Origin of the sequence: Levilactobacillus parabrevis (assembly GCF_044051715.1) — a bacterium.
In the GTDB taxonomy this organism is placed as follows: domain Bacteria; phylum Bacillota; class Bacilli; order Lactobacillales; family Lactobacillaceae; genus Levilactobacillus; species Levilactobacillus parabrevis.
The window spans coordinates 108,792-125,605 of sequence record NZ_CP168688.1; the positions used below are offsets into that span (position 1 = coordinate 108,792).

Annotated in this window: 18 protein-coding genes; 11 read left to right on the top strand and 7 right to left on the bottom strand. The window is 47.1% G+C overall.

Annotated features, from left to right (window positions below; genetic code table 11):
- Positions 1–8: 8 nt before the first annotated feature.
- Together ACEPSU_RS00600 and rihB are read right to left on the bottom strand one after the other, a co-directional pair.
- The gene (locus tag ACEPSU_RS00600) at positions 9–1,241 is read right to left on the bottom strand and encodes a NupC/NupG family nucleoside CNT transporter (RefSeq protein WP_395322107.1); all 1,233 of its coding nucleotides are present in this window, start codon (positions 1,239–1,241) and stop codon (positions 9–11) included.
- 31 nt (positions 1,242–1,272) lie between these two features.
- Positions 1,273–2,202 carry a ribosylpyrimidine nucleosidase gene (gene rihB, locus ACEPSU_RS00605; RefSeq protein ID WP_395322109.1) on the bottom strand — a complete coding sequence of 310 codons (930 nt, stop codon included), beginning with the start codon at positions 2,200–2,202 and terminating at the stop codon, positions 1,273–1,275.
- A 107-nt stretch (positions 2,203–2,309) separates the two neighbouring features.
- On the opposite strand from rihB, the gene yeiL reads away from it, so the two are divergent.
- The 4 genes from yeiL (at position 2,310) to ACEPSU_RS00625 (ending at position 4,673) form a co-directional block, all read left to right on the top strand.
- Positions 2,310–3,002 (top strand): transcriptional regulator YeiL, encoded by a 693-nt coding sequence (gene yeiL / locus ACEPSU_RS00610; RefSeq protein ID WP_395322111.1) that lies wholly within the window; start codon positions 2,310–2,312, stop codon positions 3,000–3,002.
- A gap of 160 nt (positions 3,003–3,162) precedes the next feature.
- Positions 3,163–3,474, top strand: coding sequence for a hypothetical protein (locus ACEPSU_RS00615; RefSeq protein WP_395322113.1), 312 nt, complete (start codon positions 3,163–3,165; stop codon positions 3,472–3,474).
- A gap of 543 nt (positions 3,475–4,017) precedes the next feature.
- Entirely contained in the window at positions 4,018–4,365 is a 348-nt protein-coding gene (locus tag ACEPSU_RS00620) for a type II toxin-antitoxin system RelE/ParE family toxin (protein ID WP_395322115.1), read from the top strand.
- Entirely contained in the window at positions 4,365–4,673 is a 309-nt protein-coding gene (locus ACEPSU_RS00625; protein WP_395322117.1) for a helix-turn-helix domain-containing protein, read from the top strand. The genes ACEPSU_RS00620 and ACEPSU_RS00625 overlap by 1 nt, the downstream gene beginning before the upstream one ends.
- 28 nt (positions 4,674–4,701) lie before the next feature.
- Here ACEPSU_RS00625 and ACEPSU_RS00630 read toward each other — a convergent pair whose 3' ends face one another.
- Entirely contained in the window at positions 4,702–5,727 is a 1,026-nt protein-coding gene (locus ACEPSU_RS00630; RefSeq protein WP_060463087.1) for an IS30 family transposase, read from the bottom strand.
- A 208-nt stretch (positions 5,728–5,935) separates the two neighbouring features.
- Positions 5,936–6,355, bottom strand: coding sequence for an IS200/IS605 family transposase (gene tnpA, locus ACEPSU_RS00635; protein WP_395322119.1), 420 nt, complete (start codon positions 6,353–6,355; stop codon positions 5,936–5,938).
- Positions 6,356–6,472: 117 nt separating this feature from the next.
- Here tnpA and ACEPSU_RS00640 point away from each other — a divergent pair, with 117 nt between their 5' ends.
- Entirely contained in the window at positions 6,473–7,726 is a 1,254-nt protein-coding gene (locus tag ACEPSU_RS00640; protein ID WP_395322121.1) for an RNA-guided endonuclease InsQ/TnpB family protein, read from the top strand.
- A 240-nt stretch (positions 7,727–7,966) separates the two neighbouring features.
- On the opposite strand, the gene ACEPSU_RS00645 is transcribed toward ACEPSU_RS00640, so the two are convergent.
- Positions 7,967–8,188: a hypothetical protein gene (locus ACEPSU_RS00645; protein ID WP_395361575.1), complete on the bottom strand. Its 222-nt coding sequence runs from the start codon at positions 8,186–8,188 to the stop codon at positions 7,967–7,969.
- A gap of 197 nt (positions 8,189–8,385) precedes the next feature.
- Entirely contained in the window at positions 8,386–9,147 is a 762-nt protein-coding gene (locus ACEPSU_RS00650; protein ID WP_395322125.1) for a MerR family transcriptional regulator, read from the bottom strand.
- 296 nt (positions 9,148–9,443) lie between these two features.
- Here ACEPSU_RS00650 and ACEPSU_RS00655 point away from each other — a divergent pair, with 296 nt between their 5' ends.
- The 4 genes from ACEPSU_RS00655 to dnaB all read left to right on the top strand — a co-directional run bounded on the left by ACEPSU_RS00655 (position 9,444) and on the right by dnaB (position 14,052).
- Positions 9,444–11,459 (top strand): DHH family phosphoesterase, encoded by a 2,016-nt coding sequence (locus ACEPSU_RS00655; RefSeq protein WP_020090060.1) that lies wholly within the window; start codon positions 9,444–9,446, stop codon positions 11,457–11,459.
- A 74-nt stretch (positions 11,460–11,533) separates the two neighbouring features.
- Positions 11,534–11,992 (top strand): 50S ribosomal protein L9, encoded by a 459-nt coding sequence (gene rplI, locus ACEPSU_RS00660; protein ID WP_020090061.1) that lies wholly within the window; start codon positions 11,534–11,536, stop codon positions 11,990–11,992.
- A 177-nt stretch (positions 11,993–12,169) separates the two neighbouring features.
- Positions 12,170–12,526: a hypothetical protein gene (locus ACEPSU_RS00665; protein WP_395322127.1), complete on the top strand. Its 357-nt coding sequence runs from the start codon at positions 12,170–12,172 to the stop codon at positions 12,524–12,526.
- A gap of 122 nt (positions 12,527–12,648) precedes the next feature.
- Positions 12,649–14,052, top strand: coding sequence for a replicative DNA helicase (gene dnaB, locus ACEPSU_RS00670; RefSeq protein WP_395322129.1), 1,404 nt, complete (start codon positions 12,649–12,651; stop codon positions 14,050–14,052).
- A gap of 480 nt (positions 14,053–14,532) precedes the next feature.
- On the opposite strand, the gene ACEPSU_RS00675 is transcribed toward dnaB, so the two are convergent.
- Positions 14,533–15,069, bottom strand: a complete 537-nt coding sequence (locus tag ACEPSU_RS00675; RefSeq protein WP_395322131.1) for a flavodoxin family protein — start codon at positions 15,067–15,069, stop codon at positions 14,533–14,535.
- A gap of 145 nt (positions 15,070–15,214) precedes the next feature.
- Here ACEPSU_RS00675 and ACEPSU_RS00680 point away from each other — a divergent pair, with 145 nt between their 5' ends.
- Both ACEPSU_RS00680 and ACEPSU_RS00685 read left to right on the top strand, forming a co-directional pair.
- On the top strand, positions 15,215–16,393 hold the full coding sequence (locus ACEPSU_RS00680; RefSeq protein WP_020090064.1) for an MFS transporter: 1,179 nt from the start codon (positions 15,215–15,217) through the stop codon (positions 16,391–16,393).
- A gap of 70 nt (positions 16,394–16,463) precedes the next feature.
- Positions 16,464–16,745, top strand: coding sequence for a hypothetical protein (locus tag ACEPSU_RS00685; protein ID WP_027826024.1), 282 nt, complete (start codon positions 16,464–16,466; stop codon positions 16,743–16,745).
- Positions 16,746–16,814: the final 69 nt, after the last annotated feature.

Consider the following 16,814-nt stretch of genomic DNA (forward strand, 5'->3'; position numbering starts at 1 on the left):
TTATAGCATTACCAAACAAATAGACCGACAATTCCGGCCGACAACAGGGAGACTAGAATCCCTGATAACAGCATGTAACCAACGTTTTTAGCGATCAGATCGTTCTTTTCTTTATCAACTAGGCCTTTGAAGGCTCCGATGATCATCCCGGTCGTTCCAAAGTTAGCGAATGATGTTAGAAAGACGGTTAATACGGCGCGTAGATGGGGCGTGTAGCCGTTGATGACACTACCGGCAACTTTACCCATGACAACAAATTCGTTAGTGACGAGCTTGAGTCCCATGTCCTGCGAGAGAAGCCAGGCTTGGTGTACGGGAAAACCCAGCAACCAGGCAAAAGGAAACATGATGACACCAAGAATGCTTTCGAGCGACAGGGGCTGCCAGATGAGACCCAACAACTTATCCACTAAGGCTGCGAGAGCGACGAAGGCAATAACGTTGGCCACAATGATGAGGGTCAACCGGCCAGCAGTCAGGATGGAGTCGCCTAGAAAAGAGAAGAACGGTTCCCGTTTGCCATTGTCATCCTGTCCCTCAGTGCCGACCGTGGCGATGGTATCTTCTTCGGCGGCCACTTGAACGGGATTCAACAGGTTAGTAACAATAATCGCGTTAATCACGTTGATGGGGACGGCGGTTAAGACGAATTGGCCGGGGACCATCTGGGTATAAGCACCCAAGATGGAAGCTGTCACACAGCTCATTGACATCATGGCGAGCGTTAGATTACGTTCGGCGCGCATTTGCCGTAGCTGAATTCCAGAGATAGCCAGGACTTCGGTGTTGCCCAGAAACATCATTTCAACGGCGAAAAATGATTCGAAGCGTGGTTGGCCAGTGATAAAGGAAAGACCACGCCCAATCCACTTGATGATCCAAGGAAGCACGCCGATATAGGTCAGAATATCAAAGAGGGGCACAATCATCAGCACGGGGAGTAGCGCACTGGTAATGAAGTTCATTGACTTGGCAGTTCCACCAAAAGCTGGTGTGACCCAATTTGGGAGTGCGAAGACAATCCCCTGATAGGACACTTCGACTAACCAGTTGAAGCCATCGGCAGCGGCCTTAACGGCGTCTTGGCCGACACTAAAACTGGTAAAGAACCAGGCTAAGATTAGGTTTAGGGTCAACATGATGCCAATGGACCGCCAGTAGATCTGGTGTTTATTTTTTGAAAAGAGAAAGCCGATGATCAGGAAGACCACCACGCCCACGGCATTGATTGCAAGATACATGGCACATAACCTCTTTCATTTGAAATGGGATTTAGTACATCCGAATGCAGTGCTCAACGAGGTCAAAGAACCCGGCTGTGTTGATGCCTTTTCCAACCTTAGCGTTGGCTGGTTTGCCTAAGACGTTGTTTTCATCGCAGACGGTCCGACCGTAAGAGGGGCCCCGATTGATGTCGACTTCGACAAACATATCCTGCAGGTCGAAGAGCTCTGGGTTGATGAGGTAACCAATGGTGGTGGCGTCATGGATCGGACCAGCAGCTAAGCCAAATTCTTCAAATTGTGTTTTCAGTGTGAACCGTAGGAGGTCACCAAATAATTTTCCAGCTTTGTTGCCCACAGCCTCCATGCGTTTGATGATATCTGGGGTGCAGATGGTTTGGTTCGTCAGGTCTAAGCCCATCATGACAATGGGAGCGCCAGACTTGAAGACAACGTGGGCGGCTTCGGGGTCAGCGAAGATGTTAAACTCAGCGGATGGTGTGAAGTTACCAGTGCCGTATGCTCCGCCCATCAAGACGATTTCTTTAATCTTGGGGATGATTAGCGGTTCCATCCGCATGGCAGTGGCAATGTTGGTCAGTGGACCAGTTGGTACTAGGGTAATGTCGCCATCACTCGCAAGGAGTGTGTCGATGATGAAGCGGACACCGTTTTCCTTTTCGGCAGTCCGGTGTAGTTCGGGGAAGACGGGACCATCTAGACCAGTCTTGCCGTGGACGTTACCCGCTACAACTTGTTCGCGTACCAGGGGTTGCGGCATCCCAGGGTAGATCTTAGTGTTGATATCCAGTAACTGTGCGACGTTTAAGCCGTTGTGAACGGTTTTCTTGAGGGTTTGATTACCGGCGACAATGGTAATTCCCAGTAGATCGATGTCCGGGTGAGCATTCGCCATCAGCATAGCAATCGCGTCGTCATGGCCTGGATCACAATCGAGAATAATTTTACGTTTTGTCATTTGAAAGACCTCCTGAATTATGTGTAAGCCCTTACTTACTGATTGCATTATAGCGGGCTGGTTGTTAAGGTAAGTATGAGAAATCTCATACTTGAGGTGAATTTAACTTGCGAATCATTAAAAATGAAGACTTAAAACAACAGTTTATTGAAGAGTGGGGCTACGACCGCCAGTTCTCCTTTGATGTTGCTCAGGCTGCCCGGCTCTACTTGTTTCCGGCGAAGAGTATCATCGTGCAGGCACCGGATCGGCCACGGGACTTGCTGTACCTGGTTAAAGGGAAGACGAAACTTTACGACACCTTAGCCAACGGGAAGGTAGCGCTGATCGACTTTTTTACGCCGCCCTGCTTTATTGGCGAGATGGAACTGCTCGATTCCAGAAGTCCGTCATTCACGGTGCAGGCCATCGAAGACTGCTGGTGTCTGGCCTTGCCAATGGCGCAATACCAGCAGCAGTTGTTGCAGGACACGACGTTCTTGCGAAGTGTGTGTCAGTATTTAGGCCGGAAAAACTCGCGAAATATTAGGACGTTCTCGCAGAATCAAGCGTTCACCTTGTCGCAGAGACTAGCTGGTTTTATCCTGTTAACGGCGAACAATGAGATGTACGAAGAAAAACACACGCAGGTTGCACAGTACCTGGGTGTGTCGTATCGTCATCTGTTATATGTATTGGCGGATTTTGTGAAATTGGGTTATTTGGAGAAGGTGGGCCACCACTATCGTGTAGTGCACCCCGGGAGCTTGGCACGCTTGGCTCGAGAAGTGGATTGGAAGACCGCCTTCACTGAAAAATAAAAAAACAGCACCGAGCCAATCGCTCGGTGCCGTTTAGGCGTTCAATTTGTCATGGAGAGCTTCGGTCAAAACCTCGGAGAAATTCAGGCCTTGTTTCTTGCCCAATTCGTTGAGGTATTCGGGGATGGAGACGTTCTTTCTGACAATGTGAGTGTGATTCTTGCGGAAGGCCAGCTTCAGTCCGGATGCAGCGCAGGTCCAACAGTTCGGGCTGCCGGCCGATGCTAATCTCGATAATATTACGATTCATGCCGGATTTGACATCTTGGGCGTGAGCTTCCAGTGTGCCGATGCCTTTCGCGGTAAATCGGAACCCACGAATCAGATTGACATGATTTTAGATATCAATGCGGATGATCCAGCCAGTGCTCAAGCAGCTGAGGACTTTTATCAACGGGTCAGTGCATCCGGAACGGTGACGGTAGGATGGGAGACAATATTTCTTAAGAGAAATTGTGACGTCGTTAAGTAGAATTTAACTTCCCTTCCGTTGCTTAAAAACAAGCCAACCGTCAATAAGAACATTTATCATGAGAAAAGTCATTATATTTAGAAACGAGATTTTGAACTGTACAATCATTAAGACAAATGTACATATTCCAAAAGTGATAACGTTTACCCAAATGTTATTAAAAAATTTTTGGTGATTCAGGTAAAAAGTATTTATTTGTTCTTTATATAGCCAAGCAATTAGTATTATTAGGAGAGGTAGTATTGTTAGCGATCGCACAGCAATCACCTCTTTCGTTTAATTTAGACCGGCTTGTTTGGAGAATTCAAGCATTTTTCTTGTCGTTATTGTCATAGAGGAACCTCTTTTTACAAATGAACTATACATAATAGTTGTGTATAAGACAAACGATTGGTTCGATAGAGGCTTCATTTCAAATTAGATGACTGTTGGTTTTTTGAAAAAAGAATGGATGTTTGCTAGTAGGGATTGAATCCATAGGTGATACTTAAAAAGCAAGGGAAAGGAAGTGACAGCTGATAGCATTAATGCTATCATTTGCGTATGGAAAAAATCCATTTTGTTTACGCTGACGAGGGTACCTTTAATCAATATTTAAGGGCGCTCCCGGATAAGGATGCAGCTAAGCTACTGAAGATTATCAAGTGGACCCAGAATAAGGGGATGGCTTTGGCTATTCAAATGAAGTGGGTTAAGAAGTTGGATGATAATTTGTACGAGTTACGTGCACAACAAGGAAATAATATTCAGCGTGTCATTTATTTCCATTTAGAAGGGTCAGAATACGTGATTACGCATGGCTTCACCAAAAAGACCGAAAAGACACCTATTCGAGAAATTAATCGTGGGAAAAGACTACGAGGCATCTTTGTCAGGAGGGATGAGCGCTAATGGTATTAAAAAGAGTGGATGATTATATTCAGGAAAGACAAGCGGTAAGCCCAGAATTTGCTCAGGCATATGACCAGGCGGAAATCGACTTAGAGATTGCCGTTGCCGTTAAACAATTACGAGATAGCTTAGGACTTTCTCAACGAGCATTTGCCGATCTGATTGGCAAACCACAATCGACAATTGCTCGGATCGAGGCAGGGGCTGTGACGGCGAGCAACAAGACTCTTGCAGAGATTGCGCAAAAAACGCATAAACAATTACGAATTCAATTTATTCCTCAATTGTCAAATCAAGTGCAACACTAAGAATCTATTCTTAGAAGTGGTCTAGTTGCTAAGCTAGTTCAGGCATTAGATCGGCTGGGCAACGATAGTTTAATGACCGCCGCAGCCGGTTGTTTAAGGTATCCTGAGCCAGCTGAATATCAATGAGTGAGGCCAAAACCAAGGATCTACCCTTCGGGAAGAACTCGCGCAAAAGGCCGTTAGTGTTCTCATTGGTTCCGCGTTCCCATGGTGAATAAGGATGGGCAAAGTAGATGTCCGTTCCCACCACTTGGCTCAAGCTTGAGAACTCGGCACCGTTATCAAAAGTAATGGTTTTAAAGTACTCAGTTCCATAGTCATATAAGGTGTTCTGGAGGGCTTTCAAGCAAGTGTCGGCATGATAATTGGGAAGTTTAACGATGATTTCTAAACGACTAACACGTTCAGTCAAAGTCATTAATGCTGGCTCAGATTCAACTCGTTTACCTTTGACCAAGTCACCTTCCCAGTGTCCAAGCTCTTGACGTGCTTGAACCACAGTGGGACGCTCTTCGATTGAATGGCCCAGATTCTTCTTATTGATTCGGTGATGCTTTGTTCCGGGACGTTTGACTCGGCGACGGAGTTTAGCTGGTAGGTCTGAATTACGGATAGTTAAACGCTGGTCATCAATGTATCGATACACCGTCGGTGTTGAGGGACAGACAACTCCTGGGTAATTAGTCTTGAATTGGTGAACAAAAGTATCCACACTATGCATTCTGGGGCGAGCTTTTAAAGCTGTAACCAAAGCATTACAGAAGGTTTGACAGTGATCAAAGAGTCCACGATAACAGCTGTTTAGCCGGTGCTTACGATAAACTGCTTCGCCAGTTTCCGCCAGATATGACTGTTCGAAGATACGAGTATTAGCGTTAATCTGTGTTGTTGTCCCCCGTCTTAATTCACGCGAAATCGTACTGGGATTACGATGAAGAGCCTTGGCAATCCGGCGGATGGACCAATCTAAGCCCCTTAGGGCTTCAATTCGACCACGTTCAGCTAAATTGAGTTGGTGATACTGATTAGATATGATATTCTTAATTCGGGTCATGAAGATACCTCTTTCTTGTTTGTGGTGAATTAAGAATAGGTCTTCATGGCCTTTTTGACTAGTCTGAATAAAGAACTGGTCTAGTAGAGCAGGTGTTGCACTTCAATTTTAAATCGAGGAATTCAATTTATTTAAAGTATCCGTATGATAGTTAGTTTAATATAAGCTAGGCAGAAATCCCTTGCTTTCAAGCAAGGGATGAATGCCACTATGCCTTTCGCTGACTGGCAATGTAGTTTTCTACAGTTTTCTTGCTCATATCACCAAGAGTACTCATGAAGTAACTAGGAGACCAGAGATGTCCACCCCCAAACTTTTGAGCCTTTATTTCTGGGTGTAATTCAAAGAATAAGCGAGCCGAACCGCCCTTAAAGGCTTTGACAACATTAGTTGGTGCGTATTTGGGCTTAAAACTTAGTAGTAGGTGGATATGATCAGGCATTACTTCCATTTGCTCAATAGTCACTTCGTTCAGTCGGGCTATTTTCGTTAGAATGTCGGCCATTTCAGTGACTAACTTGGGCGTTGTAAATGCTTCATGCCGGTATTTAGTGACCCAGATCAAGTGAAAATGAAAGTTGTAAACATAACCTCGTTCGTGAATTACTCCGCCAACATCATTGCTCATATGATACCTCCATAAATATTATTATAAATCACTTTGCTATGGATACAGTATACTCATATGGTATGCTTCTATCAAGCAAATGGTATGCTTCTATCAAGCAAAAGGAGGTGGCAATTTATGGCGAAAACAATGGCGCAATTACCTTATCATTATGGGGTTAAAGTTAGAGTCTTTCCTTCAACCGAACAGAAACGGTTGATTAAGCGTAACAGTGACGCTAGTCGATTTATTTATAATCAGATGAATGGCATGAACAATGACCTATTCTGGTTAAAACAAGTGAAGATTCCAATTGCAATTGTCTTGGATCGAATCGTTGATTTGACTGAACGTCTAAAGAAGCCATCAACTGCTATCTCCAATATTCATGGTTGGCTCAATCATCCGGATTTTGACAGTCTGATGAAAGCTAATGCTATCAAAAATTACAAAACTGCCTGGAAGCTATTCCGCCAGGTTCATCAGGCGGGGACGCCTAAATTTCATAAACGTGGTTATACTCAGACCTACCAGACATCTTGTCTCTATGGTGTTAAGGTGATGACACCAGCGATGAACAATGGGAGTGTTAGGTTAACTGATTTCCACCACTTATGGCTACCAAAGCTGGGACGGCTCCGTTTCAAGGGTTTTCCATCAAAACTTTTATCACGTGCCGATGACGTCAGAGTTGGCACGACAACGGTCTCAATGGATGCTGTGGGTCACTACTTTGTGTCCCTGCAGCTTGGATCGGCACAACCTTTCGTTGGCAAACAAAAAGTTGCGAAATCTAAGGCTGGGATTGATCTAAATCTTGATAACTTTTTGACGGACTCCAATGGACAGGTGATTGCTAATCCACGCTATTACCGGATGATTAAGGGAACGCTGGCTAAAGCCCAACGCAAATTGGCACGGCGAGCCAGACGAGCTAAAAAGAGTCAACGACGGCTATCAGAATCAAAGAATTATCAAAAGCAACGGTTACTAGTGGTTAAATTACAGCTTAAAGTTGCTAATCAACGCAAGAACTTCCTGCACCACATCTCTACGACCTTGATCAAAAACCACGATTTAGTCGTAGCTGAAGAACTGCGGAGTAAAAATATGTTACGGAATCACGCTCTGGCAATGAGTATCGCGGATGTTGGCTGGCGAACATTACTGGGTATGTTGGCTTATAAAGCTGATCTGTATGGTCGGAAATTTTTGACTGTCAATCCCCGAAATACCACGCAAACTTGTAGCCATTGTGGGTACATCATGACCGGTAAAAACAAGTTGACGTTGGCTGATCGCAAGTGGACGTGTCCTAGTTGTGGGGTATTCCATGTCCGTGATCATAACGCGGCAAAAAATATATTAGCTAAGGGTTTAGCAACCCTATAAGAAATGAGTCCGTCTGGCAACCTGCGGACCTAAAAGGCTTTGGTAATTAGCGGATAAGTCCTATTCATAGGCTAGCGCTGTATCTAAGTAAATTGTGGTCGCCATGCCATGGGGTGTGGTTCTCACAAGCGTCCGTTTTTAAACGGGCGTGGTTGACAATAATAGGGCTGCTTGGAATTAAAACGAAAGGGTAGAAACACCCGTTAAGGATGGTTCTACCCTTTTTGTGAGACCTTGGTACTACTTGCTTAAAAACATGAGGAACAGACCGGCGATACCGTAAGCAACAGCAGCACCCAGTGTTCCCAATAGAAGGCTGAAGATGATGTGAATGTTATGCCTAGCCAATACGTTGGTCAGGTAGTCAGCAAATAGAAAGAAATCGAAGGTTAGACAACCGAAAGCAAACGTTGCGTATCCTAAGACGCCGAAGAGTAATGCGACCACTAGAAGTACTAGCATAAGGACTAACAAACGGCGGACTGACTTGGGATTATATTGTCGTTTGAGCTCACGGGTCCATCGTTGACCAAAGCCTGATTTCAATTTGGTTCACCTCCAGTGTGTTAGCTGTTTTTGACTTGTGTTGCCTCTTTGTTGCGCATAATTATCGTAACACATTCGCTATCTTTGCTGAAATTAAGGTAAATTTTAGTAGATTAGTGCGCATAACGCTGAATAATGGCCACTAGCGTTTCGGTCGCGTTAGCCAGTCCTACTCGGTCGTTGTAATACCGGGCAAAACGGTCATCGTCAAGGTACATTTGGGCCAGACCCCGGTGGGCCTCAGCTGAGTAATTGTTCCACGTGAAACACAGCCACTGCCGATGCAAATCATAGACTTCGTGGGCGGTGTTGCTGGTCAGATCACCCGTAGTCGCGACGGCTTTAAGCTTGGTAACCAGCCTTTCTTCTGTCGTTTGCATCGCTTGATAGTCGGTTTCAGTAAGACCAGCAAACTTTTTCTGACTAGCGGTGAATTCCGTTTGGCCGTAGCGTTTACGCGATTCTTCACCGAATTCTTGTTCGTTTTGGGTGAGTTGTTGCTGCTTAAAGGCAGCGAATTTTTCCGTATCTGTCATTTGGGGACCTCCGTTGCGGGCCGCTAGTGTGCGGTCCAAAGTATTCAGCAGGGTCGTGAGGTGGTCACGGCTGGCAATCAGTTGACGCCGTTGCGCGGTGAGTGCCGCCGTTTGTTCGGCAGGGGACTGAGCGAGTAAGGTTTGAATCTGCGCTAGACTGAAGCCAAACTCCTGAAAGTAACGAATCAACTGAAGCTGATCGACCGTTTTAGCGGGATACTCACGGTATCCATTCACTGGATTTCGTTGCGCGGGTAACAGGTCGATTTGGTCGTAGTAGCGCAGTGTGCGCGGACTAACGCCGGCGAGTTGCGCTAGTTGTTGAATGCTGTAGGTCATCGTGACCACCTCCGTTCTTGCTTAGAACTTACTATAGAGGTTGCCGTGGCGTCAAGGTCAAGGCATTTAAGAAAATTGTTAGCGCTTTATCGAAATTGCCGAAATTCAAGCCTTATCAGCTTGAAAATAGTAAGCAGGCCCGCCATGCCGGGATTCTGTACCACAGGTAAGTTTTGTGATTACCCCGGAGTGTGATAAAATATAGGTATTATTTGTAACTTTTTGGTCCCCCCGCGGGAAGCCCGTGAAGTGGTGACCAAAACGAATTTTTCCAGATGAATCAGATGAGGAGCAAAATGAAAAAATTATTTTCGCGATCCAACATACCCGAGTTCTTACAGAACCGGCGTCTACGCGGTATCGCTATCATGACGGCTGCTCTGGCCATTCTTGGAATTGTCCTGTCGTTTCTGTTGAACTGGATCTTTGGCGTGATCATCTTAATCCTGGTGGGAATCGCCACGTTGATGGTGTTCAACACCATGGCGGAGATCGGTGACGACACGACGCAGTACATTTCCGACCTATCGTTTCGGATTCAGCAGGGCGAGCAAGAGGCTCTGTTGCGGATGCCACCCGGTGTTATGATTCTGGGCGACAGCGATCAGGTAGAATGGGTCAATCCGTATCTGCAGAACTATTTTGGCGATACCGACGTGTTGAGTCGGTCGATCAATGATGTGGATGCAGAGCTTGCCAAATTGATCAACGATGCCGAACCCAAGACGATGACGACTGTGAAATGGCGCGATAACCGTTTTACGTTGTTTGTGGAGCCGGATTTTCATGCCGTTTACCTCTACGACATCACGCATTACCAGTTGATTCAAGAACAGTACGATAATGAGAAGATCGCCATTGGCCAAGTCTTCTTGGATAATTATGATGAAGTGACCCAGTCGATGACCGATCAGGATATTTCCAACCTGCGAAACTACGTAACTAATGAGTTATCTTCGTGGGTGCAACAGTTTGATATGTACTTAAAGCAACTGGACGATGACCATTACTTCGTTTTGGCCTACGCTAAGTCGTTGGCGGCCATCGAAGCCGATAAGTTTAAAATCCTGGATACCATCCGGGAGACAACGTCGAAGCAGAACTTCCCATTGACCCTGAGTATCGGGATTGCCTATGGTGACCCTAACCTGAATAAGCTGGCGGACCAAGCGCAGAGTAATCTGGACTTAGCCCTTGGCCGGGGTGGGGACCAAGTTGTGGTCAAGGCCGCTGATCAAGAAGCGCGTTACTATGGCGGTAAGACCAATCCGATGGAGAAACGGACGCGGGTCAGAGCCCGGATGATTTCGCAAGCGCTACAAGAGCTAATGAATGAATCCGATCAGATCTTCGTTCAGGGTCATACGCAACCGGATATGGATTCGCTGGGCGCTTGCCTGGGGATTCGCCGAATTGCCAAGATGAATCACAAGACTTGTTGGATTGTGTTGGACAAGGAAACTGTCCATTCGGATGTCCAACGGTTGTTGGATAATCTGAAGAAGTATCCCGACATCGATGCCGCGATCATTTCGCCGCAAGAGGCCTTGGAAAAGACCACGGCGCAGAGCATGTTGCTGATGGTCGACCACTCGAAGCCATCAATTTCCATTTCAGCAGATCTCTATCATCGGTTGGAGAACCGAGTGATGATCATTGACCATCACCGGCGGGGTGAAGAGTTCCCCGAAAACCCACTGTTGGTCTACATTGAACCCTATGCTAGCTCGACGTGTGAGTTAATTACCGAAATGTTTGAGTACCAGTCCCAAGAAGGGGAACCCATCAATAAGCTGGAAGCAACGGCGATGTTGACCGGGATCTTCGTGGATACCAAGCACTTCTCGTTGCGGACCGGGACCCGGACGTTTGATGCCGCGAGTTACTTGCGGTCTGCCGGAGCCGATTCAATCGAGATGCAACAGTATATGAAGGAAAATGTTGACAGTTATCTCCAACGAAACCACTTAATTGAAATGGTTGAGTTCGTCAATGAAGACATGGCCTTAATTGCTGGTGAGGAGGATCAAACCTACGATCCCGTCACAGCAGCCCAGGCGTCCGATGACCTGTTGAACATGTCTGGCGTGGATGCGTCGTTTGTTATTACGCGCCGGGCGGATGGTCGCGTGGGAATTTCCGCACGGTCGTTGGGTGAGATCAACGTCCAACTGGTCATGGAAGACATGGGTGGCGGGGGTCATTTATCCAACGCCGCAACCCAGATCAGCGACAAGTCCGTGGCTGAGGTTAAGCAGCAGTTGCTGGATATTTTGACCCACTCTGATGAACCGGAGCCGGCAACCACGTAGTTAATTGCTTCTAGCGACGTTTCGGCGTAGGATTAGAAGTATCAATATTGAATGATGAGTGAGGAGTGACCGACGTGAAAGTCATTTTTATGAAAGATGTCCGCGGTAAAGGTAAGCGCGGTGAAATCAAGAATGTTCCCGATGGCTACGCTCAAAACTTCCTGATCAAGCGCGGGTTGGCTAAGGAAGCCAACCAAGCTGCGATGAGCCAGTTAAAGGGTGAACGCAAGGCAGAGGAACGGCGTGAGGCTGAAAACTTAGCCGAAGCCCAGGAATTGCAAAAGCACTTGGAAAACGACAAGACGGTTGTCGAAATCGTAGCCAAGGCCGGCGAAGATGGTCGGTTGTTTGGGTCCATTCCAAGCAAACAAATCGTCCAAGCTTTGCAAAAGCAGTTCGATTTGAAGATTGATAAGCGCAAAGTTGAATTGCCAGAACCAATCCGTTCGTTGGGCTACACCAACGTGCCGGTCAAGCTTCACACGGACGTGACCGCCAAGATTCGCGTGCACGTGGCAGCGAAGCAAAAATAAGCGATTACCTAATTGAAAGTCTATGAAAGGTCACCTGATTGGGTGGCCTTTTTTTCAGGAATGGAATCGGTGTGTTGCCAGCTTATTCGGAAAAGGGATGTCGTTATGATGCTCAGAAAAATTGAAATCGTTGATCTAGTTGCGGCCGTTACGTGGCTATGAAGGGGTGATGGTCACATGCTCACGAAATTAAGAACGCATTGGCACAAAATTGGGCTATTCCGAAAAATAATTGAAGTCGTGATGGCGGTCATGCTATTGCTCTCGACCAGTCCTAGCTTGGCGGTTCGGTTTGCCATTTTGACCGATGCGGAACCAGCTTTGGCGGTGTCTTGCCATCCCAAGTATGATCCGGAGGACGCAACCATTTTGCCGGGAACGGTCATTGGTAAATGGTTCTTTCCCACCTACACCATTTATCCGCAGCGGTACACGGGATTTTTCCACGAAGCCACTGAGACGTCTATTGTAGAGTTTCAAGTCTATCGGGTTTTAATTTTTAACGTGGCGTTACCGCAGGTTCCTGGGGATTAAGTTTGTGTCCGAAGATTTCGGCCCAAAAAGCCACGCTAAAATCAACTGAATTTTGCCATTCCATGGTAAAATGGAATTCTAGTTTATGTCGGGGACTTTCCTAAAGAGGTAAATAACTAAGCATGGATAATAACGTACTAACAGACCACACACCACCACAGAACCTCGATGCCGAAAAGGCCGTCCTCGGGGCGATCTTTTTGAGTACCGACGCATTGGTGGATGCGTTGGAATACCTGGCGCCGGAGGATTTCTACCGCCGGGAACATCAAATTATATTTCAAGCCATGATCGACCTCAACGACCGCGATGAAGCCATTGATGTGGTGACCATCACGGACCGTTTGACGGCAAAGAATGAACTGGACGATGTGGGTGGCATCACCTATATCGCCGAACTGGCGGGCGCCGTACCAACGGCTGCCAATGCCACTTACTATGCCAAAATTGTCCAAGAAAAGGCCATTTTACGGCGTCTGATCCAAACGGCGACGAACATTGCTACACAAGGCTATCAGCAGGATGAGGACGTCTCAGACCTGTTAGACAATGCCGAACGCGACATCATGAGTGTGGCGGAGACCCGCAACCAATCTGGTTTCAAGCCGATTCGCGACGTGCTGAACAACTCCTTTGAAGAGATTAACAAGTTATCTGAGCAGGGAGACATCATCACGGGGCTGTCGACGGGGTATGCCGAGCTGGATAAGATGACGACTGGTCTGCACGACGATGAGTTGATGATTCTCGCCGCACGTCCTGCCGTGGGGAAGACGGCGTTTGCGCTGAATATTGCGCAAAACGTAGGGACCAAGACGGATAAGACCGTGGCAATCTTTAGTCTGGAAATGAGTGCGGAATCGCTGGTCAACCGGATGCTCTGTGCGGAAGGCTCCATCGATGCCAACCATCTGCGAACTGGGCAGCTCTCAGAAGACGAGTGGCAGAACCTGATCGTGGCGATGGGAAGCTTGGCCAAGGCCAGCATCTACATCGACGATACGGCCGGGAACAAGATTACTGAAATTCGGGCCAAGTGTCGTCGCCTGGCCAAGGAAAAGGGTAACTTAGGGTTGATCGTGATTGATTACCTCCAGCTGATTGAAGGAACCAACCACGAAAGTCGGCAACAAGAAGTTTCCGATATTTCCCGGCAACTCAAGAAGCTGGCGAAGGAACTTCACGTACCCGTTATCGCGCTGTCGCAGCTTTCGCGGGGTGTGGAACAACGGCAAGACAAGCGGCCTGTGTTGTCCGATATTCGTGAATCTGGGTCAATCGAACAAGATGCCGATATCGTTTCCTTCCTGTATCGTGATGACTATTACGAACGGGATGGCGATGAAGACGGCGGTGGCGGCGGTAACGACAGTGATCCACGTGATGATGGGGATCAAGATGTCGGTGAAGTTGAAGTCATTATTGAAAAGAACCGGTCGGGTCCTCGAGGAACCGTCAAGTTGTTATTCGTAAAATCATTCAATAAATTCTCATCCGTGGCCTACGTGCCGGATGGGCAACAATAAGTTTAATGAGGGTGTCTTGGACGGCTATGGTTGTTCAAGGCACTTTTTAGTGCGATGAGTGGCTGGGGAGAAGGACGAATCATGGTCGAAATAGGTTCGAACAAATTGATATCGGTCAAGTTGTGACCCATAATTGTTGCATTATTCATGAAAATAAGTGGATAAATAGTGTTTATCCGTAAAATTCATAGGGTTGTGCTAGAAAGTTCACATTTTCGTCATATTTTCAGATTACTATGTGAATTATAGAAGTTAACCAATCGGTTGCTTCTACCAAAGATTAACAATCTTTTTTCATGTACTCCTCCTCCCCTGGAATAATGAAAAAATAGTTAACGTCATTAGTATAATGACGTTACCCCTACTCCGATGACCATCGCTTTCCCCGAGCGGTGGTTTTTTCTTGTCTAAAATTAAGCCCCGTACCAGTTATTGGCTGGTGCGGGGCTATTTCAGATGGCGAATGTTTCACATGAAACATTAATTGATGTCGGCTTGAATTCGCTGACGTAGTGTCTGGCAGCTAGGGGGAAGGATTGCGAGGTTAGCCACGTCTTGGGGTCCATCGGCGGTGACGACACCAGTTCCGCAGAAGTCCATTTTTAGCCAGTCGCAAGAGTGGTGGATGGCTTGGGTAATGCCGGTGGCCTTGATTTCGGGCTGGTCAGCACCAACAACCAAGAGGTAGATGCGCTTGCCGGCAAAGGGAAAGTCGTGACTAAAGCTGTCAAACCACCGATCCATGAAGACTTTAAGCTGACCGGTCATCCCGTACCAGTAAACGGGTGTCCCCAGAAAAATGTCGCTAGCCGGAGCAAAGTAAGTGCTCATGAGCGACTCATAGTCATCGGTCAGGTCGCGTTGCAGTTGCGTAGTTTCACGTTGGTCCTGTTCAAAGTTGAGTCGGTAATCAGCTAGCTGGCGTGTTGTGTGTGGGATATCGGTAAGCAGACGGTCACCGAGAGTGGCGGTATTGCCCTGACGGCGTGGACTACCGTTGATGAATAAGATAGACATGTGGAGAACTCCTTTTATGTAAGAAATTTTATAAAGCTTGTGGTCATCAAAATGACAGCGGTTTCCGTAAATTGACGGCTAGTTATTTCCCGGAGGCTAGTGCTAGAATGTAGCTTAACATGCAAATTGCGAAAGGAGGAGCACTATGAAACAAGAAATTCGGCTCCGCTGGCTGTTACTAGGAGCGTTGTTCAGCAGTATCGGTATGAGCTTCATTTGGCCGTTGACCACCATCTACATGCACAATCGGTTGGGGACTTCGCTGACCGAGGTCGGCATCGTCTTGCTATTTTACTCCTTGGCAAACGTGGTCGGAAGTGTGTTGGGTGGCCGGTTATTCGACCGGCTAAATCCGTACTACCTGACGATTGGTGGGGTTACCGTTTCCCTATTGACGCTGGGGAGTTTGATCTTTAATCACGATTGGCCGGCGTTCCCCATTTCGCTAATCTTCCTGGGGTTGGCGTCGGGCTGGACGCTGACGATGGTTAACTCACTTGGAACCACGATTCATAGTCGCGATGGGCGATACATATTTAATATGTTATATTTTGCGCAGAACCTAGGGGTCGTCTTGGGAACGGCAATGGTGGGTTACATTTATAATACCAGTGTGACGCTACTCTTTGGGATTGCGGCGAGCCTGTTTGTTCTGTTTCTGGCCGTTGCGATTCTGTGTTACCATGCGCCAGCTGTGATGCAGCGGCAAGTTATTAAGCAGGAAAATCAACACGTGCACATCGCCCTGCCCAATCGGCGGATTATGGCGGGCTTCTTTATTTCGCTAGTGATCATCTGGATCATGTACGAACAGTGGGTGTCCAACTTATCCGTTTATATGACGGGAATGGGGATTCCAATGAAGGATTACAGCCTGTTGTGGACGCTTAACGCCGGCCTGATTGTAGTTTTTCAAGCGTTGATCAATTGGTTTTCCCACTACATTAGTAACCTCTACATGCAGGTGTACGCCGGAATCTTCTTCGTCGCGGTATCCTTTGTGACTTTGATCTTTGCCAAGGATTACTTGCACTTCGTGATTGCAATGGTCGTTCTGACGATGGGGGAAGCGACGGCCTTTCCAGCCATTCCGGCCATTGTCAATAACTTGACGCCGGTCGCGGTTAAGGGGAAGTATCAAGGCATGGCCAACGCCTGGGCTTCGGTCGGCAAAGCAGTTGGACCGTTATTTGGGGGGATCGTCATTGATCATTCCTCTTACACGCTGCTTTTTATTATTGCGGCGGTCGCGAACCTGGCGATTTTGGCGCTAAACGGGGTCATCATTACCGGAAACCAACACCGTGTGGAAACTTTTAAATGAGTTCTGATACGAATGGTGTATAATGACGATAGGAGACTATCTGGATTATTAGGGAAATAGGGGAAGACACATGAAAAAACGGATAAGGGGAGTTTGTGGTCTGTTCGTTGGTCTCGTGTTCGGTCTGTTGCTGTTTGCACAGCCGCCACGGAACCAATCAACGATTACGGATTCCGTCGTAAAGCCCACATCGGGGCAGACGGCGGTACAAGTGACGAACACAACGGGGAGCGGTCACGTCGAAATTAAGACGCAGACCACAACAAGCCAAGAAGGTAAGACGGTTAGTCGCCAAACAACGACTACGTCGCCAACACGGCAGCAGCAACAACAGAATCAGCCACAACACTAAAATGAATATCTAAACGATTTTGGATGTATTCTTGGGTGTTTAAACGTAAATATACAGGAGAGCTAACCT

Excerpts from the sequence above, each read along its gene's own strand:
- ACEPSU_RS00600 (WP_395322107.1), bottom strand. The coding sequence starts at position 1,241 with ATGTATCTTGCAATCAATGCCGTGGGCGTGGTGGTCTTCCTGATCATC.
- rihB (WP_395322109.1), bottom strand. The coding sequence starts at position 2,202 with ATGACAAAACGTAAAATTATTCTCGATTGTGATCCAGGCCATGACGAC.
- ACEPSU_RS00620 (WP_395322115.1), top strand. The coding sequence starts at position 4,018 with ATGGAAAAAATCCATTTTGTTTACGCTGACGAGGGTACCTTTAATCAA.
- ACEPSU_RS00625 (WP_395322117.1), top strand. The coding sequence starts at position 4,365 with ATGGTATTAAAAAGAGTGGATGATTATATTCAGGAAAGACAAGCGGTA.
- ACEPSU_RS00630 (WP_060463087.1), bottom strand. The coding sequence starts at position 5,727 with ATGACCCGAATTAAGAATATCATATCTAATCAGTATCACCAACTCAAT.
- tnpA (WP_395322119.1), bottom strand. The coding sequence starts at position 6,355 with ATGAGCAATGATGTTGGCGGAGTAATTCACGAACGAGGTTATGTTTAC.
- ACEPSU_RS00640 (WP_395322121.1), top strand. The coding sequence starts at position 6,473 with ATGGCGAAAACAATGGCGCAATTACCTTATCATTATGGGGTTAAAGTT.
- ACEPSU_RS00645 (WP_395361575.1), bottom strand. The coding sequence starts at position 8,188 with ATGCTAGTACTTCTAGTGGTCGCATTACTCTTCGGCGTCTTAGGATAC.
- ACEPSU_RS00650 (WP_395322125.1), bottom strand. The coding sequence starts at position 9,147 with ATGACCTACAGCATTCAACAACTAGCGCAACTCGCCGGCGTTAGTCCG.
- ACEPSU_RS00655 (WP_020090060.1), top strand. The coding sequence starts at position 9,444 with ATGAAAAAATTATTTTCGCGATCCAACATACCCGAGTTCTTACAGAAC.
- ACEPSU_RS00665 (WP_395322127.1), top strand. The coding sequence starts at position 12,170 with ATGCTCACGAAATTAAGAACGCATTGGCACAAAATTGGGCTATTCCGA.
- dnaB (WP_395322129.1), top strand. The coding sequence starts at position 12,649 with ATGGATAATAACGTACTAACAGACCACACACCACCACAGAACCTCGAT.
- ACEPSU_RS00675 (WP_395322131.1), bottom strand. The coding sequence starts at position 15,069 with ATGTCTATCTTATTCATCAACGGTAGTCCACGCCGTCAGGGCAATACC.
- ACEPSU_RS00680 (WP_020090064.1), top strand. The coding sequence starts at position 15,215 with ATGAAACAAGAAATTCGGCTCCGCTGGCTGTTACTAGGAGCGTTGTTC.
- ACEPSU_RS00685 (WP_027826024.1), top strand. The coding sequence starts at position 16,464 with ATGAAAAAACGGATAAGGGGAGTTTGTGGTCTGTTCGTTGGTCTCGTG.